The 23882-nt window shown below is 73.4% G+C and carries 22 protein-coding genes and 2 pseudogenes; 13 read left to right on the top strand and 11 right to left on the bottom strand.

Annotated elements, in window-relative coordinates:
* Positions 1 to 1248: a spermidine/putrescine ABC transporter substrate-binding protein gene (locus tag ACGFZL_RS18920; RefSeq protein ID WP_393693032.1), complete on the bottom strand. Its 1248-nt coding sequence runs from the start codon at positions 1246 to 1248 to the stop codon at positions 1 to 3.
* Between the two features lie 70 nt (positions 1249 to 1318).
* On the bottom strand, positions 1319 to 2824 hold the full coding sequence (locus ACGFZL_RS18925; RefSeq protein WP_355175166.1) for a gamma-aminobutyraldehyde dehydrogenase: 1506 nt from the start codon (positions 2822 to 2824) through the stop codon (positions 1319 to 1321).
* A 231-nt stretch (positions 2825 to 3055) separates the two neighbouring features.
* On the opposite strand from ACGFZL_RS18925, the gene ACGFZL_RS18930 reads away from it, so the two are divergent.
* The 3 genes and pseudogenes from ACGFZL_RS18930 to ACGFZL_RS18940 all read left to right on the top strand — a co-directional run.
* Positions 3056 to 3607 carry an NADAR family protein gene (locus ACGFZL_RS18930; RefSeq protein WP_393693335.1) on the top strand — a complete coding sequence of 184 codons (552 nt, stop codon included), beginning with the start codon at positions 3056 to 3058 and terminating at the stop codon, positions 3605 to 3607.
* Positions 3604 to 4092 (top strand): annotated as a pseudogene (locus ACGFZL_RS18935) (SDR family NAD(P)-dependent oxidoreductase); the annotation flags it as partial. The gene ACGFZL_RS18930 and the pseudogene ACGFZL_RS18935, both read left to right, overlap by 4 nt.
* Before the next feature lie 175 nt (positions 4093 to 4267).
* A pseudogene (locus ACGFZL_RS18940) lies at positions 4268 to 4600 on the top strand (SDR family oxidoreductase); the annotation flags it as partial.
* A 19-nt stretch (positions 4601 to 4619) separates the two neighbouring features.
* Here ACGFZL_RS18940 and ACGFZL_RS18945 read toward each other — a convergent pair.
* The gene (locus tag ACGFZL_RS18945) at positions 4620 to 5357 is read right to left on the bottom strand and encodes an SDR family NAD(P)-dependent oxidoreductase (RefSeq protein WP_393693035.1); all 738 of its coding nucleotides are present in this window, start codon (positions 5355 to 5357) and stop codon (positions 4620 to 4622) included.
* Between the two features lie 92 nt (positions 5358 to 5449).
* Here ACGFZL_RS18945 and ACGFZL_RS18950 point away from each other — a divergent pair, with 92 nt between their 5' ends.
* Complete coding sequence (locus ACGFZL_RS18950; RefSeq protein WP_393693037.1) at positions 5450 to 6067, top strand: TetR/AcrR family transcriptional regulator; 618 nt, start codon at positions 5450 to 5452, stop codon at positions 6065 to 6067.
* Here the strand turns inward: ACGFZL_RS18950 and ACGFZL_RS18955 are convergent.
* Entirely contained in the window at positions 6057 to 6779 is a 723-nt protein-coding gene (locus ACGFZL_RS18955) for a DUF4190 domain-containing protein (RefSeq protein WP_393693039.1), read from the bottom strand. The genes ACGFZL_RS18950 and ACGFZL_RS18955 overlap by 11 nt on opposite strands.
* A gap of 3 nt (positions 6780 to 6782) precedes the next feature.
* Here ACGFZL_RS18955 and ACGFZL_RS18960 point away from each other — a divergent pair, with 3 nt between their 5' ends.
* Positions 6783 to 7943: an adenosine deaminase gene (locus tag ACGFZL_RS18960; protein ID WP_393693041.1), complete on the top strand. Its 1161-nt coding sequence runs from the start codon at positions 6783 to 6785 to the stop codon at positions 7941 to 7943.
* A 14-nt stretch (positions 7944 to 7957) separates the two neighbouring features.
* Complete coding sequence (locus ACGFZL_RS18965; protein ID WP_393693043.1) at positions 7958 to 8650, top strand: glycerophosphodiester phosphodiesterase; 693 nt, start codon at positions 7958 to 7960, stop codon at positions 8648 to 8650.
* Here ACGFZL_RS18965 and ACGFZL_RS18970 read toward each other — a convergent pair.
* The 4 genes from ACGFZL_RS18970 to ACGFZL_RS18985 all read right to left on the bottom strand — a co-directional run bounded on the left by ACGFZL_RS18970 (position 8595) and on the right by ACGFZL_RS18985 (position 13314).
* The gene (locus ACGFZL_RS18970; RefSeq protein ID WP_393693045.1) at positions 8595 to 9176 is read right to left on the bottom strand and encodes an HXXEE domain-containing protein; all 582 of its coding nucleotides are present in this window, start codon (positions 9174 to 9176) and stop codon (positions 8595 to 8597) included. The two genes, ACGFZL_RS18965 and ACGFZL_RS18970, sit on opposite strands and share 56 nt — an antisense overlap.
* Before the next feature lie 14 nt (positions 9177 to 9190).
* The gene (locus ACGFZL_RS18975; RefSeq protein WP_393693047.1) at positions 9191 to 10306 is read right to left on the bottom strand and encodes an acetyl-CoA carboxylase biotin carboxylase subunit family protein; all 1116 of its coding nucleotides are present in this window, start codon (positions 10304 to 10306) and stop codon (positions 9191 to 9193) included.
* 219 nt (positions 10307 to 10525) lie between these two features.
* The gene (locus ACGFZL_RS18980; protein ID WP_393693049.1) at positions 10526 to 11719 is read right to left on the bottom strand and encodes a PotD/PotF family extracellular solute-binding protein; all 1194 of its coding nucleotides are present in this window, start codon (positions 11717 to 11719) and stop codon (positions 10526 to 10528) included.
* Between the two features lie 155 nt (positions 11720 to 11874).
* Positions 11875 to 13314, bottom strand: coding sequence for a gamma-aminobutyraldehyde dehydrogenase (locus ACGFZL_RS18985; protein WP_355175182.1), 1440 nt, complete (start codon positions 13312 to 13314; stop codon positions 11875 to 11877).
* A 165-nt stretch (positions 13315 to 13479) separates the two neighbouring features.
* Here ACGFZL_RS18985 and ACGFZL_RS18990 point away from each other — a divergent pair, with 165 nt between their 5' ends.
* The 7 genes from ACGFZL_RS18990 (at position 13480) to ACGFZL_RS19020 (ending at position 20269) form a co-directional block, all read left to right on the top strand.
* Positions 13480 to 13995, top strand: a complete 516-nt coding sequence (locus tag ACGFZL_RS18990; RefSeq protein WP_355175184.1) for an Lrp/AsnC family transcriptional regulator — start codon at positions 13480 to 13482, stop codon at positions 13993 to 13995.
* 2 nt (positions 13996 to 13997) lie between these two features.
* The gene (locus tag ACGFZL_RS18995; protein ID WP_355175186.1) at positions 13998 to 15365 is read left to right on the top strand and encodes an aspartate aminotransferase family protein; all 1368 of its coding nucleotides are present in this window, start codon (positions 13998 to 14000) and stop codon (positions 15363 to 15365) included.
* A gap of 195 nt (positions 15366 to 15560) precedes the next feature.
* Positions 15561 to 16346 (top strand): ABC transporter ATP-binding protein, encoded by a 786-nt coding sequence (locus ACGFZL_RS19000; RefSeq protein WP_393693052.1) that lies wholly within the window; start codon positions 15561 to 15563, stop codon positions 16344 to 16346.
* A complete protein-coding gene (locus ACGFZL_RS19005) occupies positions 16328 to 17704 on the top strand; it encodes a hypothetical protein (RefSeq protein ID WP_393693054.1) in 1377 nt (458 codons plus the stop codon). The genes ACGFZL_RS19000 and ACGFZL_RS19005 overlap by 19 nt, the downstream gene beginning before the upstream one ends.
* Before the next feature lie 114 nt (positions 17705 to 17818).
* Entirely contained in the window at positions 17819 to 18226 is a 408-nt protein-coding gene (locus tag ACGFZL_RS19010; protein ID WP_355175193.1) for a VOC family protein, read from the top strand.
* A gap of 29 nt (positions 18227 to 18255) precedes the next feature.
* Complete coding sequence (locus ACGFZL_RS19015; protein ID WP_393693056.1) at positions 18256 to 19389, top strand: LOG family protein; 1134 nt, start codon at positions 18256 to 18258, stop codon at positions 19387 to 19389.
* Positions 19390 to 19534: 145 nt separating this feature from the next.
* Positions 19535 to 20269, top strand: coding sequence for an LAETG motif-containing sortase-dependent surface protein (locus ACGFZL_RS19020; RefSeq protein ID WP_393693058.1), 735 nt, complete (start codon positions 19535 to 19537; stop codon positions 20267 to 20269).
* An 80-nt stretch (positions 20270 to 20349) separates the two neighbouring features.
* On the opposite strand, the gene ACGFZL_RS19025 is transcribed toward ACGFZL_RS19020, so the two are convergent.
* Genes ACGFZL_RS19025 through ACGFZL_RS19035 form a run of 3 tightly spaced genes read right to left on the bottom strand, consistent with a single transcriptional unit; the run spans position 20350 to position 23845 of the window.
* Positions 20350 to 21144: a maleylpyruvate isomerase family mycothiol-dependent enzyme gene (locus tag ACGFZL_RS19025; protein WP_393693060.1), complete on the bottom strand. Its 795-nt coding sequence runs from the start codon at positions 21142 to 21144 to the stop codon at positions 20350 to 20352.
* 24 nt (positions 21145 to 21168) lie between these two features.
* The gene (locus ACGFZL_RS19030) at positions 21169 to 22188 is read right to left on the bottom strand and encodes an ABC transporter ATP-binding protein (protein WP_355175201.1); all 1020 of its coding nucleotides are present in this window, start codon (positions 22186 to 22188) and stop codon (positions 21169 to 21171) included.
* 55 nt (positions 22189 to 22243) lie between these two features.
* Positions 22244 to 23845, bottom strand: coding sequence for an ABC transporter permease (locus ACGFZL_RS19035; RefSeq protein ID WP_393693063.1), 1602 nt, complete (start codon positions 23843 to 23845; stop codon positions 22244 to 22246).
* Positions 23846 to 23882: the final 37 nt, after the last annotated feature.

Genomic DNA, 23882 nt, shown 5'->3' on the forward strand with positions numbered 1-23882 from the left:
TCACGCCCCAGTGAGCTTTGCGAACTTGGCTTCGTAGGCCGTCTCTTCCTTCGCGCTGAGCGAGCGGAAGGGATGGGACTTGGCCTGCATGGCCTTGTCGGGAAGGATCAGCGGATTGTCCGCCGCGTCCGGGTCGATCTTCGCCAGCTCCGCCTTGACGCCGTCGACGGGACAGACGTAGTTGATGTAGGCGGCCAGCTGCGCGGCCGGGCCCGGCTCGTAGTAGTAGTCGATGAGGCGTTCGGCGTTGGTCTTGTGCCGGGCCTTGTTGGGGACGACCAGGTTGTCGCTGGACGTGATGTAGCCGCCGTCGGGGACGACGAAGTCCACGTCGGGGCTGTCCGCCTTGAGCTGGACGACGTCCCCGGCCCAGGCCAGGCAGGCGGCGAAGTCGCCCTTGGTGAGGTCGGAGGTGTAGTCGTTGCCGGTGAAGCGGCGGATCTGGCCCCGGTCGACGCCCTTCTGGAGGCGGGCGATCGCGGCGTCGAAGTCGTCGTCCGTGAAGCGGCCGGGATCCTTGCCCATGTCGATGAGCGTCATGCCGACGGAGTCGCGCATCTCGGTGAGGAAGCCGACCCGGCCCTTGAGCTTGGGGTTGTCGAGCAGGTCGGAGACCGACTTGACCTCGACGCCGTCCAGCGCCTTCTTGTTGTAGGCGATGACCGTGGAGATGCCGGTCCAGGGGTAGGAGTAGGCGCGCCCGGGGTCCCAGTCCGGGTTGCGGAACTGGGACGAGAGGTTGGCGTAGGCGTGCGGCAGGTGGGCCGGGTCGAGCTTCTGCACCCAGCCGAGCCGGATGAGGCGGGCGGCCAGCCAGTCGGTGAGGACCATCAGGTCGCGGCCGGTCTCCTGGCCTGCGGCGAGCTGCGGCTGGATCTTGCCGAAGAACTCGTTGTTGTCGTTGATGTCCTCGGTGTAGGCGACCTTGATCCCGGTGCGCTTGGTGAAGGCGTCCAGGGAGGGGCGGTGCCGGCCGCTGTCGTCGACGTCCATGTACTCGGTCCAGTTGGAGAAGGCGATGCGCTTCTCGTCGGCCGAGTGGTCGTCGGCGGAGACGCCGCCCTCGGTCTTGCCGGCCGCCGGGATGCCGCAGGCGCTCAGCGTCCCGAGGCCGCCGACCGCGAGGGCGCCGCCTGCGGAGGCGCGCAGCAGGGAGCGCCGGGTGAGGGCGGCCCTGCCGCTGGTGAAACTGCGCCGTATGGCGGCCGTCTGGGCCGGTGACAGGCCGTCGGGCTCGTACTGCCTCATGCGCGTGGTGACCTTCCGGGTGGGTCGGCCGTGGTCGGCGGCCTGCCGTGGGTGTGGCTGTCGGTGGTGGCTATCGGTCCCCGAAGACGGTGCGGTGCCAGTCCTTGCGGGCGACCGCGGTGTTGTCGAACATGACGTGCTTGACCTGCGTGTACTCCTCGAAGGAGTAGGTGGACATGTCCTTGCCGAAGCCGGACGCCTTGTACCCGCCGTGCGGCATCTCGCTGATGATCGGGATGTGGTCGTTGACCCACACGCAGCCCGCCTTGATCTCGCGGGTGGCGCGGTTGGCCCGGTAGACGTCCCGGCTCCAGGCGGAGGCCGCCAGGCCGTACGGGGTGTCGTTGGCGAGCCGGATGCCCTCGTCGTCGCTGTCGAAGGGCAGCACGACCAGGACCGGGCCGAAGATCTCGGACTGGACGACCTCGCTGTCCTGCGCGGCGTCCGCGATGAGGGTCGGCCGGTAGTAGGCGCCGTCCTTCAGGTCGCCTCCCGGCGCCTCGCCGCCGGCCACCACGCGCGCGTAGCCGCGGGCCCGGTCCACGAAGCCGGCGACGCGGTCGCGCTGGGCGTGCGAGACCAGCGGGCCGAGGTCGGTGCCGGCGGCGAAGGGGTCGCCGACCCGGACGGTGTCCATCAGGGCGGCGGTCCGCTCCACGAAGGCGTCGTACAGCGGGCGCTGCACGTACGCGCGCGTGGCGGCGGTGCAGTCCTGGCCGGTGTTGATCAGCGCGCCGGCGACCGCGCCCTGGGCGGCGGCCTCCAGGTCGGCGTCGTCGAAGACCAGGAAGGGCGCCTTGCCGCCCAGCTCCAGGTGGATGCGCTTGACGGTGGCGGTGGCGACCTCGGCGACGCGCTTGCCGACGGCGGTGGAGCCGGTGAAGGAGGTCATCACCACGTCGGGGTGGCCGACGAGGTGCTCGCCGGCCTCGCGCCCGGTGCCGGTGACGATGTTGACCACGCCGTCGGGGATGCCGGCCGCGGTGGCGGCCTGGGCGAACATCAGGGAGGTCAGCGGGGTCAGCTCGGCGGGCTTCAGCACGATGGTGTTGCCCGCGGCGATCGCCGGGAGGATCTTCCAGGCGGCCATCTGGAGCGGGTAGTTCCAGGGCGCGATGGAGCCGACCACGCCGAGGGGCTCGCGGCGCGTGTACGAGGTGTGGTCGCCGGAGTACTCGCCGGCCGACTGGCCCTGGAGGTGGCGGGCGGCGCCGGCGAAGAAGGCCGCGTTGTCGATGGTGCCCGGCACGTCGAACTCGCGGGTCAGCTTCAGCGGCTTGCCGCACTGGAGGGACTCGGCCTGGGCGAGGTCCTCGGCCCGGTCGGCCAGGACGGCGGCGAAGCGGTGCAGGGCGTCGGAGCGCTCGCCGGGGGTGGCGCCGGCCCAGCCGGGGAAGGCGTCGCGGGCGGCGGCCACGGCCGCGTCGACGTCGGCGGTGCCGGCGAGGTCGTAGGTGAGGACGTCGCGGCCGGTCGCCGGGTCGGTGATGGTGTGCGTCCGGCCGGAGGTGCCCTTCGTGAGACGGCCCGCGATGTACTGCGCGCCGTCCGCGAAGTGGTTGCCCGGGTTGTACATGTCGGCTCTCCTCGGTCTCCCCGTGGTGGGGGCCGGTGTGGCTCAGGCTCGATGTGAAGGTCGATCCTGGCAGGTCAGTACCCCACCAACAAGTGATTCCGTTGTTGCCTTTTGGTTAACCGACGGAATCTGTCGACCAGGTGTCGAGTCGGAGTGGTAAAGGACGGACGGAGTGTCCGTGGCGGGTGCGAGACTCGCGTGCATGACGTGTACCACGGCGCGGGGGCGGCGATGATCGACACGAGAGAAGCCTTGATCGACCGGCTCACCGGGTCCCCCGGCGGCCGGATCAAGTACCTCCACTTCTGGGGCCACACCCCCCGCCCGGACGGCAGGCTCGGCCCGAGCTGCCTCAGCCAGTGGTGGCCGTCGCCCTTCACGGTGGGCGGGGTGGCGTACGCGACGGCGGAGCACTGGATGATGGCCGAGAAGGCCCGCCTGTTCGCGGACCCGGAGGCGGAGGCCCGCGTCCTGGCCGCCGGCCATCCGGCGGAGGCGAAGAAGGCGGGCCGCCTGGTGCGGGGCTTCGACGAGGAGGTCTGGATCCGCTCCCGCTTCGGGATCGTCGTCGAGGGCAGCGTCCACAAGTTCGCGTCGGCCCCCGACCTGCGCGCCTACCTCCTGGGCACGGGCGACCGCGTCCTGGTGGAGGCCAGCCCGCTGGACCGCGTCTGGGGCATCGGCCTGGCGGCGACCGACGAGGCGGCGGCCGACCCGGCCCGCTGGCGGGGCCCGAACCTCCTGGGCTTCGCCCTGATGGCGGCGCGGGAGCGGCTGCGGTGACCGACGCGGCGGAGGGCGGGGTCTTCCTGGTCACGGGCGGCGGCACGGGCATCGGCGCGGCGACCGCGCGGGTGCTGCGGGAGCGGGGGCACGAGGTCGTCGTCAGCGGACGCCGCGGCGACCCTCTCCGGCGGGTCGCCGAGGAGACCGGCGCCGTGGCGCACCCGGCGGACATCACGGACCCGGGCGGGGTACGCGACCTGCTCTCGGCGACGGTGTCCCGCTTCGGCCGCCTGGACGGCCTGGTCCTGAACGCGGGCGTCGGCCGCGGCGGGGCGGTGGGCGACCTGTCGGACGAGACCTGGGACCTCGTCATGGACACGAACCTCACCGGCCCCTTCCGCCTCCTTCGGGCCGCTCTCCCCCATCTGCGCACGGCCCGGGGCGCGGTCGTCGCCGTCGCCTCGGTCTCCGCCCTGCGCAACGGACCGGGCAACGCGGCCTACGCCGTCTCCAAGGCCGCCCTGCTCCAGCTGTGCCGCTCCCTAGGCCCTGTCGTCAAATTCCCGTCTGCCCCGCGACGCCATGCACGCACTCTCGCCGCACCGGGCCCTGACCCAAGTACATCCAGTACGAGGCTCAGGGCCCGGCACGGCGAGAGCACGCACCTGACGCCGCGGGGCCGCCCTTCGGGCGACGACGGGAATTTGACGACAGGGCCTAGCCGTCGACTACGGCCGCGAGGGCCTGCGGGCCAACACGGTCTGCCCGAGCTGGGTCCGCACGGAGATGGCCGACCGCCGCATGACCCGCTTCGCGGAGGAGGCCGGCCTGCCGGGCGGCGTGGAGGGCGCCTACGAGGAGGCGACCCGCCTCGTCCCGGCCGGCCGTCCGGGCGATCCCGCCGAGGTCGCCGAGGCCATCGCCTGGCTCCTCTCCCCGGCCGCCTCCTTCGTCAACGGCGCCACCCTGACGGTGGACGGCGGCGCGACGGCCCTCGACGTGGGCACGGTGGCGTTCGACCACACGGTGACGCCCAGGGAGTCCGGCTGACCGTGCCCCCGGGCCGGGGTCAGGCCCGGGTGTAGCCGCCGTCGGCGAAGAGTTCGGCGCCGGTGACGAACGACGAGGCGTCCGAGGCCAGGAAGAGGGCGGCCTCGGCGATCTCCTCTGGGGCGGCCAGGCGCCCGAGGGGCACGGTGGCCTCGGCGAACCGGTCGGCGTCCGGGCCCGCGGCGCTCAGCAGGGCCGGGGTGCGGGTCGGTCCGGGGCTGAGCACGTTGACCCGGAAGCGGCGCTCGCGCGACTGCCGGGCCCAGTTGTGGACGAGGTTGCTCAGTGCCGCCTTCGAGGCGCTGTAGATCTCCAGTTGCGCATTGGGCCGTGCGCTGTTGCTCGACCCTATGACCACGATGGAGGCGTCCTCCGACAGCAGCGGCAGCGCCTTCTGCACGGTGAACAGCGGGCCCTTGACGTTGACGGCGAGCGTCAGGTCGACGTTCGCCTCGGTGTGGGCGCCGAGCGTGGCGTCGGCGACGATGCCGGCGTTGGCCACCAGCACGTCGATGCGACCGGCCTCCTCGCGGACCCGTTCGTAGAGCGCGTCCAGGTCGGCGAGGACCGAGACGTCGGACCGTACGCCGGTGGCCGCGGGGCCCAACTCCTTGACCGCCGCTTCGAGTCGGTCGGCGTCCCGGCCGGTCACGAAGACCCGGGCACCCTCCTGGACGAAGCGGTGGGCCGCGGCCAGACCGATCCCGCTGGTCCCGCCGGTGATCACGGCCACCTTCCCGTGCAGCACGCCTGTCATGTCGAACCCCTTCGGTCAGTTGTGGAACGGATCGTCCAGAACCTAGGCAAGCAGTAATGGACGATCGAGTCAAGAATCAGTACGCTGAGGTCATGGCTAGACCACGCGCGTTCGACGAACGCCACGTCCTGGAGCGGGCCCGGGAGCAGTTCTGGGCGACCGGCTACGCGGGCACCCGGATGGACGACATCGCGGCGGCGACGGGCCTGGGCAAGGGCAGCCTCTACGGCGCGTTCGGCGACAAGAACAAGCTGTTCCACCGCGTGTTCGGCGACTGGTGCACCGCGGTCGTCGAGGTGGCCGAGGATCAGCTGGCAGGGGGCCCGGACGCCGAGGCGCTGGCCCGGCTGTCCGGGTACGTGCGTCTCATGGCGGAGAACACCGCCGCCGACACCGAGCGCCGCGGGTGCCTGCTGGCCAAGGGCGCGGCGGAACTCTCCGGGCAGGACCCGACGGTGGCCGCGCGCTCGGCCGAGACCATGACGGCGCTGCTGACCGTGTTGCGGACGGAGATCAGCGCCGCCCAGCGCCACGGCGACATCGACGGCGCCGCGGATCCGGAGCGGCTGGCGGCACTGCTGCTGACGGTGGTCCGCGGCATCGAGGCGGTGGGCAAGGCCGGCCTGGCCCCGAAGGCGCTGCGGGACGTGGCGGACACCGCGCTGGCGGTGCTGCCCGTACCCGAGGGGCGCGGACGCCTCACGCCGTGAGCATCAGCACCCCGAACCCCACCCCCAGCACGATGCCCGCGATCCCGCAGATGAGGCCGGCCAGGGCCTGGCCCGGGTTGGTGGCCTCCTGGCGGGTCGCCTTCGCGCGGCCGACGGCGCCGAAGACCACCGCGAGGACGCCCAGGACGATGGCGAGCGGCCAGAGGCAGAAGACGGCCGCGGCGATGATGCCGAGGATGAGGGCGGCGGTGCCCAGGCCGTTGCTCGGGACGGGGCCGACGCCGGGCCAGCCGTAGTAGCCCTGGGGCTGGGGCGAGGGGCCGTAGCCGCCGGGGTAGCCGTAGGGGACGACGCCGGGGCCGTCGGGGGCGACCGGGGGCGGCGGGACCGCCTCCGGCGGGCCGGCGTGGGCCGGCGGCGGGGCGAAGGGGTCGGTCGTGCCGTACGCCGGCGCCGCCCAGGGCTGCGGCGTGGGCATCGACGTGACCGTCTGCTGGTCGTGGACGGAAGGGGCCGCCCAGCCGATCACCGTCGGGGTGGGACCCGTACCGGCGGCGTCCGCGGGCGGGGCCCACGGGTCGGCGGGGGTGGCGGCTGCGACGCCGTGCGCCGGCTTGCCGAGGTCCACCGGACCGGGCACGGCGTCGGTGACGCCCTCGTCCCCCAGGTCCCCACCGGGTGCCGGCCACGCCCGCGCGTCGTCCGTCATGCCCTGGATCCCCCTCGTGCCGAGCGTGCGGTAGAACGTCACGTCATGCTACGGCCGTCCGCCCGCCCCGGGGCCCGGGCCTACGATGATCCCCGGACCACCGATCAGCCGATCACCCGCGCCTCCGGGGAGGAAGCACCCTTGACCGAGCCCCTCGTCACTCCCGACGTCCCGCGCGACCTGCACGCCTTCATCGCCGGGCTGCCCAAGGCCGAGCTGCACGTGCACCACGTCGGCTCCGCCTCCCCGCGCATCGTCTCCGAGCTGGCGGCGCGGCACCCCGACTCCAAGGTGCCCAGCGACCCCGAGGCCCTGGTCGACTACTTCACCTTCACCGACTTCGCGCACTTCATCCAGGTCTACCTCTCCGTGGTCGACCTGATCCGCACCCCGGAGGACGTCCGGCTGCTCACCTACGAGGTGGCCCGCGACATGGCCCGGCAGCAGGTGCGGTACGCCGAGCTGACCATCACCCCGTTCTCCTCCACCGTCAGGCGCGGCATCGACGAGTACGCCTTCATGGAGGCCATCGAGGACGCCCGCAAGTCCGCCGAGACCGACTTCGGGACCGTCCTGCGCTGGTGCTTCGACATCCCCGGCGAGGCCGGTCTGGAGTCGGCCGAGGAGACGGCCCGGCTGGCCACCGACGACCGGCTCCGCCCCGAGGGCCTGGTCTCCTTCGGGCTCGGCGGGCCCGAGATCGGCGTCCCGCGCCCGCAGTTCAAGCCGTACTTCGACCGCGCCATCGCCGCAGGACTGCACTCCGTGCCGCACGCCGGCGAGACCACCGGCCCCGAGACGGTCTGGGACGCCCTGACCGACCTGCGCGCCGAGCGCATCGGGCACGGCACCAGCTCCGCGCAGGACCCGAAGCTGCTCGCGCACCTGGCCGAGCACCGCATCCCGCTGGAGGTGTGCCCGACCTCCAACATCGCCACGCGCGCGGTGCGCACGCTGGACGAGCACCCGCTCGCGGAGTTCGTGCGGGCCGGCGTGCCGGTGACGATCAACTCCGACGACCCGCCGATGTTCGGCACCGACCTGAACAACGAGTACGCCGTCGCCGCCCGCCTCCTCGGCCTGGACGAGCGCGGCCTCGCGGACCTGGCGAAGAACGCCGTGGCGGCGTCCTTCCTCGACGCGGCCGGCAAGGCGCGGATCGGGGACGAGATCGACGCGTACACCGCCGCCTGGCGCACGCGGTGAGCGGGGTGTCCGCGGTGACGAGGGTGACCGCCGTCGCCCACCGCGGCGACCCGTACCGCGTCCGCGAGAACACCCTCGGCTCCCTGCGCTCCGCCGTCGCGCGCGGCGCGGACGCGGTGGAGGTCGACGTACGCCTCACCGCGGACGGCGTGCCCGTCCTGCTGCACGACGCGACGCTGAAGCGCCTGTGGGGCCTCGACCGGCCGCTCGGCTCGCTGACGGCGGCGCGGTTGGCCGAGCTGACGGCGGGCGGCGTGCCCGCGCTCGCCGAGGCACTGGCGGCCACCGAAGGGACCCGGCTGATGCTGGACCTGCCCGGCGCGTCCGAGGTGGCGGCGGTGCGCCCGGTGGTGGACGCGGTCCGGACGTGCGGGGCGGCGGACCGCGTCTACTACTGCGCCGGCGCCACCGCCATGCTCGCCGTACGCGCCGCCGACCCGTCCGCCGAGATCGCCCTCACCTGGACGACGACCGCGCCGCCCCGCCCGGCGCTGCTCGCGGCGGTCGGACCGCGCTGGCTCAACTACCGCTTCGGCCTGGTGGACCGTGCGCTGGCGGACCGCGTCCACGCCGACGGCCTCCTGGTCTCCGCCTGGACCCCGGACACCCGCCGCTCGATGCGCCGCCTCATCGCCGCCGGCGTCGACTCGATCACGACGAACCGCGTCGACGTCCTGCACGCCCTGCGCCCCGCCCCACCCCCCTGACGCCCCGCGCCACCATGTGCGAGCCGACCGTCGCGGCGCCCGCGAGGCCGAGGCCGAGGGCCAGGTCGCGTGGGCGGGCCGGCGCCAGGACACCGGCCCGGCGCAGCCGCCCGCGCGCCCACAGGGTGAACGGCACGACGACCAGTGGCGAGGTCGCCGACCCGGGTGTGTAGCCCCGTACGGCGGCCGACTGCGCGAGGTGGACGAGCCCGTGCAGGCCGAAGGCGTTCAGCGCGGTCTGGTAGGCGGCCGACCGCCCGCCGGTCAGCCATCCGGCGGCGGACAGGGACGCCACCACCGAGCCCATCACCCCCACGGCGACGGCGAACTCCCGCCCGTCGACCGCCTCGGCCCGCCGCCACACCGCCTCCGGCACCCCGGGGAACCGCTCGCGCAGCCCCGGCACATTGCGCCGCAGCCACCCCGGCAGCAGCGCCATCTCCTCGGCGTCGTGCACCGCCCAGGCCGCCAGCAGCCCGAACGTGACGGCGGCGCCGGCCGCTTCCCCACCCTGTCGATCTCCCATGCCGAGCCAGTCTCCTACACCCGGGCGGCGGCCGAGGAGGCGATGCCCACCGTCGGACCGGGTGCCAGCCGGTCCAGTGCCGCGTGGCAGTCGACCGCGGTGGCGCCCGTGACGACCCGGTGCGCGGGCCGGCCGGTGACGGCGGGGTGGGCGAAGTGGACGGCGGCCGCCCGCTGGCGGGTCGGGGTCAGGTCAGGGGCGCGGCCGACGGCCAGGTCGGCGGCCACCTGCGGCAGGTCGATGCCGGTGGCCCGTTCGACCAGGAGGGGGATCACGTCCTCGGCGAGGAGGGCGGTGACGTCGGTGACGTACGGTCCTCGGGAGGTGAGCGCCAGCTCTATGTGGAGCGTGCCGAGCGTGACGCCGAGGGCGTCCACCGCTCGGGCGGCCGTCTGCCGCAGCAGGCGGTTGTGCAGCAGGGTGTCGTGGGCGTAGACGCAGTGCCGCACCGGTTCCCGGGCCGGCGCGGGCCCGAGGACGGTGCGGGTGACGGCCACGATCCGCACGTCGCCGTCCTCCACGACGGTCTCGGCGGACACCCGCTGCCCCTCGGGCAGTTCCTCCACCAGCAGGCCGCCCGGCGGGTACGGCCACGCGGTCCCCGGGTGCGCCACCCGCGCGCAGACGGCCGGCACTTCACCGCGCTCGCGGGCCAGCCCGGTGCGGCCGCCTCCGGTGCGGGACTTGATGACGACCGGGTACCCGAGCAGCAGACCGTGGCGGGCCGCCGCCTCGGGGTCGGGGGCGGCTGCCCAGCGCGGCACCGGGACCATGCCGTCCTCCAGGCGCCGACGCACCTCCAGGCGGTCGACGCAGACGGCCTGGGATCCGACCGGGCCGCCACGGAGCCCCAGTTGGCCGGCGAGGCGGGCCGCGGTGACGAGGTGTTCGCTCTCGCAGGTCAGCACGCCGCTCACGTCATGGACGGCGGCGTACTCCCGCACCACGGCGGTGGTGGCCGCCGCGTCACCGGGATCGACGGCGAGATGACCGGCCAGATAGGGACGCGCCCAGGCAGGGGCGGTGCCGTTCGCCAGGATCACCGGGTAGCCGGCCGCGATCCGCGCCAGCGGGAACTCGCGGTACTCCGCCGTGCCGCCGAGGCCGAGAAGCAGTAAGGGCGAGGGCATGCGAGTACCTCCAGGAAGGAGAGCAGCCGGAACGAGGTTCTTGTCGACCGCGGTCCGGGATGCCGCCCCCCACAGACGGCACCCCGGACCTGTCACGGATCGCCTCCGCTGCCGGAGATCCTGCTACCTCCGGGCGGTAGGTGTCAACGATCGCTTTCGAGACTCAACGATCGTTGTCCAGCGGCTACTTGACCGTTTTCCGCCCCTGGGCGCCGCTCGCTACACTCCCACGATCCCGTTCCACCGCTTCGCGAACTCCGCCCGCTCCCCCGCCCCGATGTCCCGCGCGATGGCCAGCCGCTCGCGCATCGCGTCGTCCGGGAAGATCAGCGGGTCCTCGGCCAGGGCGGCGGTGTCCTCGTCGGAGGAGGAGGCGAGGACGTCGCGGGCGGCGGGGACCGGGCAGACGTAGTTGACCCAGGCGGCCAGCTCGGCGGCGACCTCGGGGTCGTAGTAGAAGTCGACGAGGCGCTCGGCGTTGGCCTTGTGGGCGGCCAGGTTCGGGATCATCAGGGACTCCGCCCACAGCTCGGCGCCCTCCTCGGGGACGACGAACTCGATGTCCGGGTCGTCGGCCTGGAGCTGGATGACGTCGCCGGAGTACGCCTGGCAGGCGAGGACGTCGCCGCTGGAGAGGTCCTTGATGTAGTCGTTGCCGGTGAAGCGGCGGATCTGGCCGCGCGCGACCTGCTTCTCGACCTGGTCGCACATCCGGTGGAAGTCGTCGGCCTTCCAGCGGGTGATGTCCACGCCGTCGCCCTGCATCAGCAGGGCGAACGCCTCGTCCAAGCCGGAGAGCAGGGTCACCCGGCCCTTGAGGTCCTTCGCCCACAGGTCGGAGAGGTGGCGCAGCTCCCGGCCGAGGCGGCGGCGGTTGTAGGCGATGCCGGTGATGCCGGACTGCCAGGGGACGGTGTACTTGCGGCCCGGGTCGAAGGCCGGGGAGCGGAGCAGCGGGTCCAGGTACTTGGTGACGTTCGGCTGCCGGGAGCGGTCCATCTCCTGCACCCAGCCGAGCCGGACGAACCGGCCGCACATCCAGTCGCTGATGACGATGAGGTCGCGGCCGGTGGACTGGTGGTTCATCAACGACGGGCTGATCTTGCCGAAGAACTCGTCGTTGTCGTTGATCTCCTCGATGTAGTCGACGGAGATGCCCGTCCGCTTGCCGAACGCCTCCAGGGTGGGCCGGCGGCTCGGGTGGTCCTCGTCGGTGTCGATGTACAGCGGCCAGTTCGCCCAGGTCAGCCGCTTCTCGGTGGCCGAGCGGTCGGTCGCGGCGCGCTCGCCCGGCGCGACGTAGGCGGCCGGCACGCCGCAGCCCGCCAGGGCACCGAGCGCGGCGGAGCCGCCGAGCGCGCGCAGCAGGGACCGGCGGGAGACCCTGGGCGGCGTCTTCGAGGGGAGGGGCATGCGCGCAGGATGCCCGCTCGGGCGTACGGCGGACAATCGACGCTGCGTCGACCCGCGCCGCCCAGGCCCGACACCCTGTCGAGCCGCACACGCGTGACCCCGGGCAGGTCACCCCGCCCGGGGTCACGCGGTTCACTCGCCGGAGCGCCGGAGGCTCACGCGTCCAGGGACGTCATCACGTGCTTGATGCGCGTGTAGTCCTCGAAGCCGTAGCCCGAGAGGTCCTTGCCGTAGCCGGACTTCTTGAAGCCGCCGTGCGGCATCTCGGCGACCAGCGGGATGTGGGTGTTGATCCACACGCAGCCGAAGTCGAGCTTCTTGGACATCCGCATGGCGCGGCCGTGGTCCTTGGTCCACACCGAGGAGGCCAGCGCGTACTCGACGCCGTTGGCCCACTCGACCGCCTGGTCCTCGTCGCGGAAGGACTGCACGGTGATGACCGGGCCGAAGACCTCGTTCTGGATGATCTCGTCGTCCTGCTTGAGGCCCGAGACGACGGTCGCGGCGTAGAAGTAGCCCTTGTCGCCGACCTGGTGGCCGCCGGCCTCGACCTTGGCGTGGGCGGGCAGCCGCTCGATGAAGCCGGCGACCTGCTTGAGCTGGTTGGGGTTGTTCAGCGGGCCGAAGAGCACGTCCTCGTCGTCCGGCTGCCCGGTCTTCGCCTCGGCGGCGGCCTTGGCGAGCGCGCTGACGAACTCGTCGTGGATCGCCTCGTGCACCAGCACGCGGGTGGCCGCCGTGCAGTCCTGGCCGGCGTTGAAGAAGCCCGCCACCGAGATGTCCTCGACGGCCTTGGGGATGTCGGTGTCCTCGAAGACCACGACCGGCGCCTTGCCGCCCAGCTCCAGGTGGACCCGCTTGAGGTCCTTGGAGGCGGACTCGGCGACCGACATGCCGGCCCGCACCGAGCCGGTGATGGAGGCCATCGCCGGGGTCTCGTGCTCGACCATCAGGCGGCCGGTGTCGCGGTCCCCGCAGACGACGTTGAAGACGCCCTTGGGCAGGACCGAGCCGATGATGTCGGCGATCAGGACCGTGGACGCCGGGGTGGTGTCGGACGGCTTCAGGACGACCGTGTTGCCCGCGGCGAGCGCCGGGGCGAACTTCCACACGGCCATCATCATCGGGTAGTTCCACGGCGCGACCTGCGCGCAGACGCCGATCGGCTCGCGGCGCACGATGGAGGTGAGGCCCTCCATGTACTCGCCGGCCGAGCGGCCCTCCAGCATCCGCGCCGCGCCCGCGAAGAAGCGGATCTGGTCCACCATCGGCGGGATCTCCTCGGAGCGGGTGAGCCCGACCGGCTTGCCGGTGTTCTCCACCTCGGCCGCGATCAGCTCCTCGGCCCGCTCCTCGAAGGCGTCCGCGATCTTCAGCAGGGCCTTCTGGCGCTCCGCGGGGGTGGTGTCGCGCCAGGCGGGGAAGGCCGCGGCGGCGGCCGCCATGGCGGCGTCGATGTCCGCCTCCCGCGACAGCGGGGCGGTCGCGTAGGTCTCACCCGTGGCGGGGTTGACCACTTCGGTGGTCCGTCCGTCGGCGGCGTCCCGGAACTCACCGTCGATGTGGTTGCGCAGACGACGCAGCTCGGTGCTCACTGCCGGCCCTCCAAGGTTTGGTGTCCATTCGCTGAGACACCCACCCTAAACGGAAGCCCGACGTTTTCAACACCCCCGACGCCCTCTTGGGTGCGAAATCCGCAGAGTTTGAGTACTCAAACAACGAATTACATCGTCGCCGGGTTGCAAAAGTGTCGATACCTCGTGCACAGTGAAGACGTGGCCAGTCGAAGCGCAGACCCAAGGGACTCCCGCGAGTCCAGGAACGGCGGTCCCGTGTTGGACGCCGTCTCCCTCGCCATCATCGAACAGCTCCAGGAGGACGGCCGCCGGCCGTACGCCGCGATCGGCAAGGCCGTCGGCCTGTCGGAGGCGGCCGTGCGCCAGCGCGTCCAGAAGCTGCTCGACCAGGGCGTGATGCAGATCGTCGCCGTCACGGACCCGCTCACCGTGGGCTTCCGCCGGCAGGCGATGGTCGGCGTGCACGTCGAGGGCGACGTGGAGTCCGTCGCGGACGCGCTGACGGCCATGTCCGAGTGCGAGTACGTGGTGATGACCGCGGGTTCGTTCGACCTGATGGTGGAGGTCGTCTGCGAGGACGACGACCACCTCCTGGACGTCATCAACCAACGCATCCGGGCCGTCCCCGGCGTGCGCTCCACCGAGAGCTTCGTCTACCTCAAGCTCAAGAAGCAGACCTACATGTGGGGAACCCGATAATCGTGAGCACCGACAAGGACCTCAGCAGGACCGCGTACGACCACCTGTGGATGCACTTCACCCGCATGTCGTCGTACGAGAACGCGCCCGTCCCCACCATCGTCCGGGGCGAGGGCACCCACATCTTCGACGACAAGGGCAAGCGCTACCTCGACGGCCTCGCCGGCCTCTTCGTGGTCCAGGCCGGGCACGGCCGCACCGAGCTGGCCGAGACCGCCGCCAAGCAGGCCGCCGAGCTGGCCTTCTTCCCGGTGTGGTCCTACGCCCACCCGAAGGCCGTCGAGCTGGCCGAGCGCCTGGCCGACGAGGCCCCGGGCGACCTGAACAAGGTCTTCTTCACCACCGGTGGCGGCGAGGCCGTCGAGACCGCCTGGAAGCTGGCCAAGCAGTACTTCAAGCTGACCGGCAAGCCGACCAAGTACAAGGTCATCTCCCGCGCGGTCGCCTACCACGGCACCCCGCAGGGCGCCCTGTCGATCACCGGTCTGCCGAGCCTGAAGGCCCCCTTCGAGCCGCTGGTGCCGGGCGCGCACAAGGTGCCCAACACCAACATCTACCGCGCCCCGATCTACGGCGACGACCCCGAGGCCTTCGGCCGCTGGGCCGCCGACCAGATCGAGCAGCAGATCCTCTTCGAGGGCCCGGAGACGGTCGCCGCCGTCTTCCTGGAGCCGGTGCAGAACGCCGGCGGCTGCTTCCCGCCCCCGCCCGGCTACTTCCAGCGGGTGCGCGAGATCTGCGACCAGTACGACGTGCTGCTCGTCTCGGACGAGGTCATCTGCGCCTTCGGCCGCCTGGGCACCACCTTCGCCTGCGACAAGTTCGGCTACGTGCCGGACATGATCACCTGCGCCAAGGGCATGACCTCGGGCTACTCCCCGATCGGCGCCTGCATCGTCTCCGACCGCCTGGCCGAGCCGTTCTACAAGGGCGACAACACCTTCCTGCACGGCTACACCTTCGGCGGCCACCCGGTCTCCGCCGCGGTCGGCGTCGCCAACCTCGACCTGTTCGAGCGCGAGGGCCTCAACCAGCACGTGCTGGACAACGAGGGCAACTTCCGCGCCACCCTGGAGAAGCTCCTCGACCTGCCGATCGTCGGCGACGTCCGCGGCAACGGCTTCTTCTACGGCATCGAGCTGGTCAAGGACAAGAACACCAAGGAGTCCTTCACCGACGAGGAGACCGAGCGCGTCCTGTACGGCTTCCTGTCGAAGAAGCTCTTCGAGAACGGCCTGTACTGCCGGGCCGACGACCGCGGCGACCCGGTCATCCAGCTCGCCCCGCCGCTGATCTCCAACCAGGAGACCTTCGACGAGATCGAGTCGATCCTGCGCGCGACGCTGACGGAGGCGTGGACGAAGCTCTGACCGTCCCCCGCGGATTCTGCGGAATCCTCCGCGTGACCGGCCCCGGGCCGCCGTTCGAGTGAGAACGGCGGCCCGGGGCCGTGTGCCGTCCAGGGCGCTCCCGGCTGCCGCCCTAGCCTGCCGAGTGACCTGTCGGCCGCACCGTCGTTGCCCCCGCAAGGGGGAGGACACGGATCAGAACCGAGGTGTACGCCCATGGAGGCCCCGCCGGACAACGACGTGCTCTGGGCCCGTGCCCTGCACTTCCAGCACCACGACGGCTCCCCCGCGCTCCAGGGCGTCTCGCTCGGCGTCCGGGAGGGCGAGATCCTCGCCGTCAGCGGCCCGCGCGGCAGCGGCAAGACCACCCTGCTGCGCTGCCTGTCCGGCATGGTCAGGCCGGGCGACGGCGAGGTCTGGTTCAACAGCGTGCCGGTGCACCGCATGGGCCCGCTCGGCCGCGAGCGGCTGCGCCGCGACCGCTTCGGCTGGATCGACCCCGCGCCGGTGCTCGTGCCGGAGCTGAACGTCTGGGAGAACGCCGCTCTCCCCCTCATGCTGCGCGGCACCGGCCGCCGCCGGGCTCGCACGGCCGCCCTGGAGTGGCTGGAGCGCCTGGACGTCGGTGACCGGGCGCGCCGGCGCCCGCACGAGCTCCAGCAGGCCGAGCGGCAGCGGGTCTGCATCGCCCGCGCCCTCGCGGTGACGCCCTCGGTGCTCTTCGCCGACGAGCCGACCGCGCCGCTGCACCGCGCCGACCGCGCGCACGTGCTGCGCACGCTCACCACGGCGGCCCGCTCGCACGGCATCACCGTCGTCCTCGCCACCCACGACGCGCAGACCGCCGCGCTCGCGGACCGCACGGTCGCCCTGCTCGACGGGCGGCGGGTGCGCACCGTGCATCTGCCGCCGGTGCAGGAGACGGCCGGCGCCGACGGGGCCGCCGCGCTCCCCGGCACCCCGGGCACGGAAGGCCGGGCGGCGTGCTCGCTCTCCGTCTGACCCGCGCGGCCCGCCTCGCCGTCCAGCTGCGCCGCCTCACGGTCGCGGCGGCCTCGGCGGGCACGGGCTTCCTGCTGCTGTGCGCCCTCGGCCACGCGCTGGCCCACCCGGACGCCCCGGGCGACGGCGCGCTGCGGCTCGCCTGGTGCGCCGCGCCGCTGGCCGCCACCGCCTACCTGGCCGTCGCCGTGGCCCGCACCGATCCGGGGACCCGGCCGCGTCCGGGGCTCTCGGCGATCGGCCTGGGACCCGGCCGCCTGATGGCCGTGTCGGTGGTGACGACGGCGCTGTCCGCCGTCCTCGGCTCGCTGGTGGCCCTCCTGGTCTTCCTGCATCTGCGCGGCGATCTGGCCGGCCTGCCCTTCGACGGGGACGCCGCCGACTCACTCGCCGCCGGACTGCCCCTGCCGGCCCCGGCGACCGCGACGCTGCTCGCCCTGGTGCCGGCCACCGCCTGCGCCGCGGTGGCGCTCGCGCTGCGGCCGACGGAGCCGCGCAGGCCCGCCCCCACCTCGGCCGGACGGCGCTTCGGGCGGTTCGGCGCGTACGGGTGGGGGGCGGCGCGGGAGACGTTCGGGACGTACGGGCGCTACGGGGCCCGGCTCCGGCCCCGGGCGGCGTCGGCCCCTGCCCCCGAGGCCCCCGCGACCATGGCCGCCACCGAGCCGGCCGGCGCGGTCGGCACCCTTGAGGCCACCCTGGAGGCCCCCGCTCCCCCGGCGCCGGACCCCACCGCCGATCCCGCCCCCGCCCCGGCGCCCCGCCGCCCGCAGGGCACCGGCGTCCTCCCCTGGGGCGTCACGGTGCTCGCCGCCGGCCTCGCCGTGGAGACCTACGCCGGCCGCTCCGCCGACCCCGCGGCGAACGGCGTCCCCGCGGCCGGCGTCCTCGTCGGCTGGGCGCTCACCGCGCTCGGCCTCGCCCTGGCCGGACCCGGCCTCACCCACCTGTGCGGCCGGCTCGTCCAGGCCGTCCGGCCCGGCGCCCTCAGGCTGCTCGCCGGCCGGATGCTGATGGAGGAGTCGGGGCGGCTGGGGCGCCCGCTGGGCGTGGTGTGCGCGGTGGCCTCCGCCGCCTGGGCGGCGACGGTGCTGTACGACGCGGGCGGACCGCCCTTCGGCCCGCTCGGCGTCCTCGGCGGCGCGGTCGTGGCGGGCTGCACGGTGGCGGCCCTGCTCACCGCGGCGGTCGAGGCCAGGCAGGAACGGGCCGACACGACCCAGGCGCTGGTACGCCTCGGGGCGCCCCCGCGGATGCTGCGGACGGCCGCCGCCGTGCGGGCGGGCGCGCTGCTCGCCCTGTTCGGACCGCTGACGGTGCTCGTCGCGGCGCTGGCGGCGCTGCCGCTGGCACGCTGAGCGATCTTCCGAAGAAAGTCCGCGCGGCGGCGATGAGTTCCGCGGCCCTCGGTCGTCTATCCCTGCGAACGCATGACGACGACCGCACCGCTTCCACGGGAGAGAAGAACACCCATGTACCAGCAGATGATCTTCGTGAACCTGGCCACCAACGACCTCGGCGCGGCCCGCACGTTCTTCACCGAGCTGGGCTATGAGGCCAATGCCCAGTTCAGCGACGACACCACCGTCTCCTTCCCGCTCAGCGACACGATCGTGGCGATGTTCCACACCCACGAGAAGTACGCCCAGTTCACCAAGAAGCCGATCGCGGACTCCACGCAGAGCAGCGAGGTGCTGCTGGCGCTCAGCTCCGAGAGCCGCGAGAAGGTGGACGAGCTGGTGGAGAAGGCGCTCGCCGCGGGCGGCTCCCCCAGCGGCGAGACCCAGGATCTCGGCTTCATGTACGGCCGCTCCTTCGACGACCCGGACGGCCACACCTGGGAGGTCGTCTGGATGGACCCGGCGGCCGTCCAGGGCTGAGCCACGGGGCCAGTGCCTAGTCTGGGCGGGTGACTTCGACACCCGCCCAGCCCGCCCAGTCCCATCACGCCTCGCACGACCGGGAGATAGAGACCCTCGCCGAGTTCGACGAGGTCGTCTCCGTCCGCGGCACCCTCGCCCACCACCGCGTCCAGGCCGTCGACCTGACGGCCCGCACCAGCGCCTTGCTCTCCCTCGACCCCACCGGCGCCGTCTTCCTCGGCTGCCCGATGGACCCCGAGGCCGCCACCCGCGTCCGCGCCGCCGGCGCCCTGGTCTTCCCGCCCGTGCCTGGCCTGCCCTTCGACCCGTACCGGGCCCACGTGTACTCCCCCGACGAGCTGTACGCCGGCCTCGACGCCGGCTACGAGGCGACGCCGGACGCCCAGTCGTACGCCTGGTTCCAGCGGACCAGGGCCGACGGGGACGTCTTCGCCTCGATGCTGCGGGCCATCCACGACGACGCGGTCTCCGACGCGCTGGACGAACTCCTCACCGGCGCACGGGTGGTGGGCGTCATGGGCGGCCACGCCATGGCCCGCGGCACCGGCGCCTACGCGGGCGCCGCCCGCCTCGGCCGGGAGCTGACCCGCGCCGGGTACACGGTGGCCACCGGCGGCGGCCCCGGCGCCATGGAGGCGGCCAACCTCGGTGCCTACGCCGCCCCGTTCGAGGACGGCATGCTGGACGAGGCGCTGCTGCACCTGGGCACGGTCGCCTCCTTCACGCCCTCCATAGCCGACTGGGCGCGGGCCGCCCTGGAGGTGCGCGCCCGGCGTCCCGGGGGCGGCGCCTCGGTCGGCATCCCCACCTGGTTCTACGGGCACGAGCCGCCCAACGCCTTCGCCGCGCACCTCGCCAAGTACTTCGCCAACGCCACCCGCGAGGACGGCCTGTTGGCCCGCTCCAACGCGGGTGTGGTGTTCCTGCCGGGGGCCGCCGGGACCGTACAGGAGGTCTTCGACAACGCGACGCCCAACTACTACGAGTCGCGAGGCGAGCCGACGCCCATGGTGCTGGTGGACCGGGACCACTGGACGCGGCGGCTGCCGGCCTGGCCGCTGCTGACGGCGCTCGCCGAGGGGCGGTCGATGGAGGCCCGAATCGCCCTGGTCGACCGGATCGACGAGGTTCCTGAAGCGTTGAAACGTCTCGGCGGTTAACAAGTGGGTAACGCCAACACCGTTGGGGTTTTTGCGCGTTGACACTTCTGATGAACCGCTTATAGACCTGTGAGGCTCGTGGGTGTGCTGATGTCCGTCGGCACCTCCCCCACCCCGCATCCAAGCCCTTCCGTAAAGGACAAACGTGGCAGTCCTGCCCATATTCAGCCGCACGGCGTCCCGCCGTGGCGTGCAGGCCCTCGGCGTCGCATCCGCCTCGCTGGCCCTGGCGGTCGGCGCCGCCGGCTCCGCCCTCGCCTGCAACATCAGTGAGTTCAGTGCCGAAGCGACGTGCAACGGTGACAACGGTGTCATCACGGTCCTCGACAAGGACCCGTCCGGGGTCCACGCCACCGTGACCCTCTTCCGGGGCACCGAGGAGGTCGGCCGGCAGGAGGTCGTGGGCACCCGCGAGGGCGCCACGGTCACCTTCACCGAGGACTGGAAGCCGGGCACCTCGTACCGCGTCCACGTCAAGGCCGGGAACTACGTCGACGAGGAGATCAAGGGCGGCGTCACCCTCCCGTCCACCCCCTGCAAGCAGGCGGAGCCCGAGACGCCTGCGGCGACCACCCCGGCGACCACGCCGACGACGCCTCCCGCCACGCCTCCGGCGTCGGAGACCGCCGCTCCTCCCGCCGAGGAGACCCCGGCCCCGTCGGCGACCCCGTCCGCTGCCGCTCCCGCGGCCGAGAGCAGCTCGCCCGCCGCGGCCGTGCCGGGCAACGACGCGTCCCCGGCCGGTGAGTCCAACCTCGCCGAGACCGGTGCCGGCTCGAACACCGGCATGATCGCCGGCATCGCGGCGGCCCTGGTCGTCGTCGGTGGTGGCGCGGTCTTCTTCGGCCTGCGCCGGCGCGGGGCGAACAGCGCCCGCTGACGCCTCGTCGTAGGTGAGCGAACAGGTGGCCCGTCCCCCGGTGGGGCGGGCCACCGTCCGTCGGCCAGAGGGCCCGCCGGTCAGAAAGCCGCCGTGGCCAGCCAGGAGTCCAGCACCGCGCTCTCGCCCAGCACCTCCAGGCCGGGGGCCTCGGGAGGCAGCCGGCGGTAGAAGGCGAGCAGCACGCTCGTCAGGGGCCCCCGGAGCGCGGCCGTCGCCTTCTCGTGACCCCGCCGCCAGGCGAAGCCGCCCTCGGCCGCCTCGATCAGCCACTCGGCGTCCAGTTCCGCGGCGGTGTCCGTGGCGTGCAGGTGCAGGGACCGGCCGTCGGCGAGATCCCACCCTCCCAGGTCGCGCGGCCGCCTGCGCTGGACGGAGCCCACGAGGTCCAGCCACTCGTCGATCGCGTCGCAGGCCACCTCCGCCGCGACCTCGAAGGGGGCGCCCACGGCGAGGGCCGCGTCCGCGCGGTGCACCAGTACCTCGTGGACCATGCGCCGGGCCCAGAAGTCCGCGGTGCGGGCGTCGGTCCAGGTCCACACCGCGGCGTCGGGACCGGCCTTGCGCAGGGCGCCGACGACGGCGGCGGCCGAGTTGGTCAGCCACGCCTCCAGCGCGGCCGGGTCGCCCCACCCGTCGGGCCCGTCGATGCCGGGCACCTCGGAGTCGTCGACGTCGGCCCGCGCCCGGGTGCGTACCAGCAGCTCCGCCCAGCGCATCGCGCCGCCGGTGTGCCGCACCAGCTCCTCCAGGGACCAGGCGGGGCAGGTCGGCACGCGGGCGGCGAGATCGGCCCCGGACAGCAGCAGTCGCGCCAACTGCTCCGTCTGCCGGGTGATCTCCGTGCAGTGATCGTCGTACGAAAGTGTCGGCATGCGCCGCATCCTACGAGCGGACGATCATCCCAACACCACGGTTTCCGCCGCGTCGAACTCCACCCCGACCGCGTCCCCGACCTCGGGCGCCGCCCGCAGCGCGCACGCCGCCTCCAGGGGCGGGCCGTCCGCCGGCCGCAGGCGCACCGCGACATGGGTGCCGCGGAAGGTGCGGGCGGTGACCGTACAGCGCAGGCCCTGGTCGGCGGGGACCAGGCGGACGCCGGCCGGCCGGACGAGCAGGTCGTACGTGCCCTGCGGGGCGTCCTCCGGGACCGGCACCTTGCCCCACGGGGTGTCGGCGGCCTGCCCGGCGACAGCGGCCGGCACGACGTTGTCGAAGCCGAGGAAGCGTGCCACGAAGGCGTCGGCCGGGCGCTGCCAGACCTCGAGCGGCGTGCCGGACTGGGCGATCCGCCCGTCCCGCATCACCACGACCCGGTCGGCGAGGGCGAACGCCTCGCCCTGGTCGTGGGTGACGGCGAGCACGGTGGTGCCGAGCCGGCCGAACAGCTCCCGCAACTCCACCACCAGGCGTTCGCGCAGCGAGCGGTCGAGCTGGCCGAGCGGCTCGTCCAGCATCAGCAGCCGGGGCGAGGCGGCGAGCGCGCGGGCCAGCGCGACGCGCTGCTGCTCACCGCCGGACAGCGCGGCGACCGACCGGCGGGCGGCGCCGGGCAGGCCGACCAGGTCGAGCAGTTCGGCCACCCGCTCGCGCTGCTCCGTCCGGGAGGCGCCGTGCATGCGCGGGCCGAAGGCGATGTTGCCGACGACGTCGCGCTGCGGGAAGAGCTGGTGGTCCTGGAACATCAGGCCGACCTCGCGCCGGTGCGCCGGCACCCGCCCCTGGTCGCGGCCGTCGAGCAGCACCCGCCCGGCGTCCAGCGGCTGGAGGCCGGCGACGGCGCGCAGCAGGGTGGACTTGCCGCTGCCGCTGGGGCCGAGCACGCACACCACCTCGTGCTCGGCGACGTCGAGGCCGACGGCGTCCAGGGCGGCCCGCCCGCCGAAGCGGACGGTGGCGCCCTCCAGGCTGAGCAGCATCCCTAGAACTCCCGCATCCCTAGCCGTTCCCGCATTCCCAGCCGTTCCCGCATCCTCAGAACTCCCCGCTCCGGTCGGTGCGCAGCCGCTCGAGGACCAGCAGGGCCGCCGCGCACACCAGCATCAAAATCGTGGACAGGGCCATCGCCTGCCCGTAGTTGAGGTCGCCTGGCCGGCCGAGCAGCCGCGCCACCGCGACCGGCAGCGTCGGGTTGTCGGGCCGCGCGATGAACACCGTCGCCCCGAACTCGCCCAGCGACACCGCGAAGGCGAACCCGGCCGCGACCAGGAGCGCCCGCCGCACCAGCGGCAGGTCGACCTCGCGCCACACCCGCCAGGGCGACGCCCCGAGCACGGCGGCGGCCTCGCGCAGCCGGACGTCCACGGCCCGCAGCACCGGCAGCATGGTCCGTACGACGAACGGCACGCCGACCAGCGCCTGCGCCAGCGGCACCAGGATCCAGGAGGCCCGCAGGTCCAGCGGGGGCTCGTCGAGGGCGATGAGGAAGCCGAAGCCGACGGTCACCGCGGACACCCCGAGCGGCAGCATCAGCAGCGCGTCGAAGCCGCGCACGAAGCGCCCCGCGTCCCGGCGGGCCAGCGCCGCCGCCGCCAGGCCGCCGATGACCATCGCGATGGCGGTCGCGGCGAGGGCGTACTGGAGGGAGTTGCCGATGGCGTCGATGGGCGGGACGAGGAAGGTGCCGCCGTCGGCGCGGGTGAGCGCGCGGTAGTAGCCGAAGCCGGAGGCGCCCAGCGACCGCTGCACCAGCACGGCGAGCGGCAGCACCAGCAGTACGGCGATGGTGGCGAGCACCCCGGCGAGCAGCGCCCACTGCCCGGCGCCGCGCGGCCGGCGGGCGGTGCGGGCGGCGTCCACCAGGCGCAGGGCGCTCTCCCGGCGCCGCACGGTCCAGGCGTGCACGGCGAGCACGGCGCCGACCGCGGCGAACTGCACCAGGGTGAGGACGGCGGCCGTGGACAGGTCGAAGAGCTGCGAGGTCTGCCGGTAGATCTCCACCTCGAGGGTGGCGAAGCCCGGCCCGCCGAGGATCTGCACGACGCCGAAGGAGGTGAAGGTGAACAGGAACACCATCAGCGCGGCGGCGGCCACGGCGGGCGCGAGGGCCGGCAGGGTGACCCGCCGCCAGGCGCCGAACGGGGAGGCGCCGAGCATCCGCGCGGCCTCCTCCTGCCGCGGGTCGAGCTGCGCCCACAGGCCGCCGACGGTGCGCACCACGACGGCGTAGTTGAAGAAGACGTGCGCGAGCAGGATCGCCCACACCGTGGTGTCCAGGCGGACGCCCCACAGCTCGTCGAGGAGCCCGCCGCGGCCGAGCAGCGCGAGGAAGGCGCTGCCGGCGACGACGGTGGGCAGCACGAAGGGGACGGTCACCACGGCGCGCAGGGTCTGCTTGCCGGGGAAGTCCAGGCGGGCGAAGACGTAGGCGCCGGGCAGGGCGACGAGCAGGGTCAGCGCGGTGGAGGCGAGCGCCTGCCAGGTGGTGAACCACAGCACGTGCCGCACGTCGCTCTGCGCCAGCACGTCCGTGATCCGGCCGAGCTGCCAGTCGCCGCCGGTGCGCAGGCCGCGGGCGACGATGGCGGCGACGGGGTAGGCGAAGAAGAGGGCGAAGAAGGCGACGGGCACGGCCATGAGGGCGGGCCGCGCCGCCCGCCGCTCTCTCCTGGCC

It is taken from the genome of Streptomyces sp. NPDC048182 (assembly GCF_043202555.1).
Taxonomy (GTDB): domain Bacteria; phylum Actinomycetota; class Actinomycetes; order Streptomycetales; family Streptomycetaceae; genus Streptomyces.

Coding starts and splice junctions, on each gene's coding strand:
- ACGFZL_RS18920 (WP_393693032.1), bottom strand. CDS start 1,248: ATGAGGCAGTACGAGCCCGACGGCCTGTCACCGGCCCAGACGGCCGCC.
- ACGFZL_RS18925 (WP_355175166.1), bottom strand. CDS start 2,824: ATGTACAACCCGGGCAACCACTTCGCGGACGGCGCGCAGTACATCGCG.
- ACGFZL_RS18930 (WP_393693335.1), top strand. CDS start 3,056: ATGATCGACACGAGAGAAGCCTTGATCGACCGGCTCACCGGGTCCCCC.
- ACGFZL_RS18945 (WP_393693035.1), bottom strand. CDS start 5,357: ATGACAGGCGTGCTGCACGGGAAGGTGGCCGTGATCACCGGCGGGACC.
- ACGFZL_RS18950 (WP_393693037.1), top strand. CDS start 5,450: ATGGCTAGACCACGCGCGTTCGACGAACGCCACGTCCTGGAGCGGGCC.
- ACGFZL_RS18960 (WP_393693041.1), top strand. CDS start 6,783: ATGCTACGGCCGTCCGCCCGCCCCGGGGCCCGGGCCTACGATGATCCC.
- ACGFZL_RS18970 (WP_393693045.1), bottom strand. CDS start 9,176: ATGGGAGATCGACAGGGTGGGGAAGCGGCCGGCGCCGCCGTCACGTTC.
- ACGFZL_RS18975 (WP_393693047.1), bottom strand. CDS start 10,306: ATGCCCTCGCCCTTACTGCTTCTCGGCCTCGGCGGCACGGCGGAGTAC.
- ACGFZL_RS18980 (WP_393693049.1), bottom strand. CDS start 11,719: ATGCCCCTCCCCTCGAAGACGCCGCCCAGGGTCTCCCGCCGGTCCCTG.
- ACGFZL_RS19000 (WP_393693052.1), top strand. CDS start 15,561: ATGGAGGCCCCGCCGGACAACGACGTGCTCTGGGCCCGTGCCCTGCAC.
- ACGFZL_RS19010 (WP_355175193.1), top strand. CDS start 17,819: ATGTACCAGCAGATGATCTTCGTGAACCTGGCCACCAACGACCTCGGC.
- ACGFZL_RS19025 (WP_393693060.1), bottom strand. CDS start 21,144: ATGCCGACACTTTCGTACGACGATCACTGCACGGAGATCACCCGGCAG.
- ACGFZL_RS19030 (WP_355175201.1), bottom strand. CDS start 22,188: ATGCTGCTCAGCCTGGAGGGCGCCACCGTCCGCTTCGGCGGGCGGGCC.
- ACGFZL_RS19035 (WP_393693063.1), bottom strand. CDS start 23,845: ATGGCCGTGCCCGTCGCCTTCTTCGCCCTCTTCTTCGCCTACCCCGTC.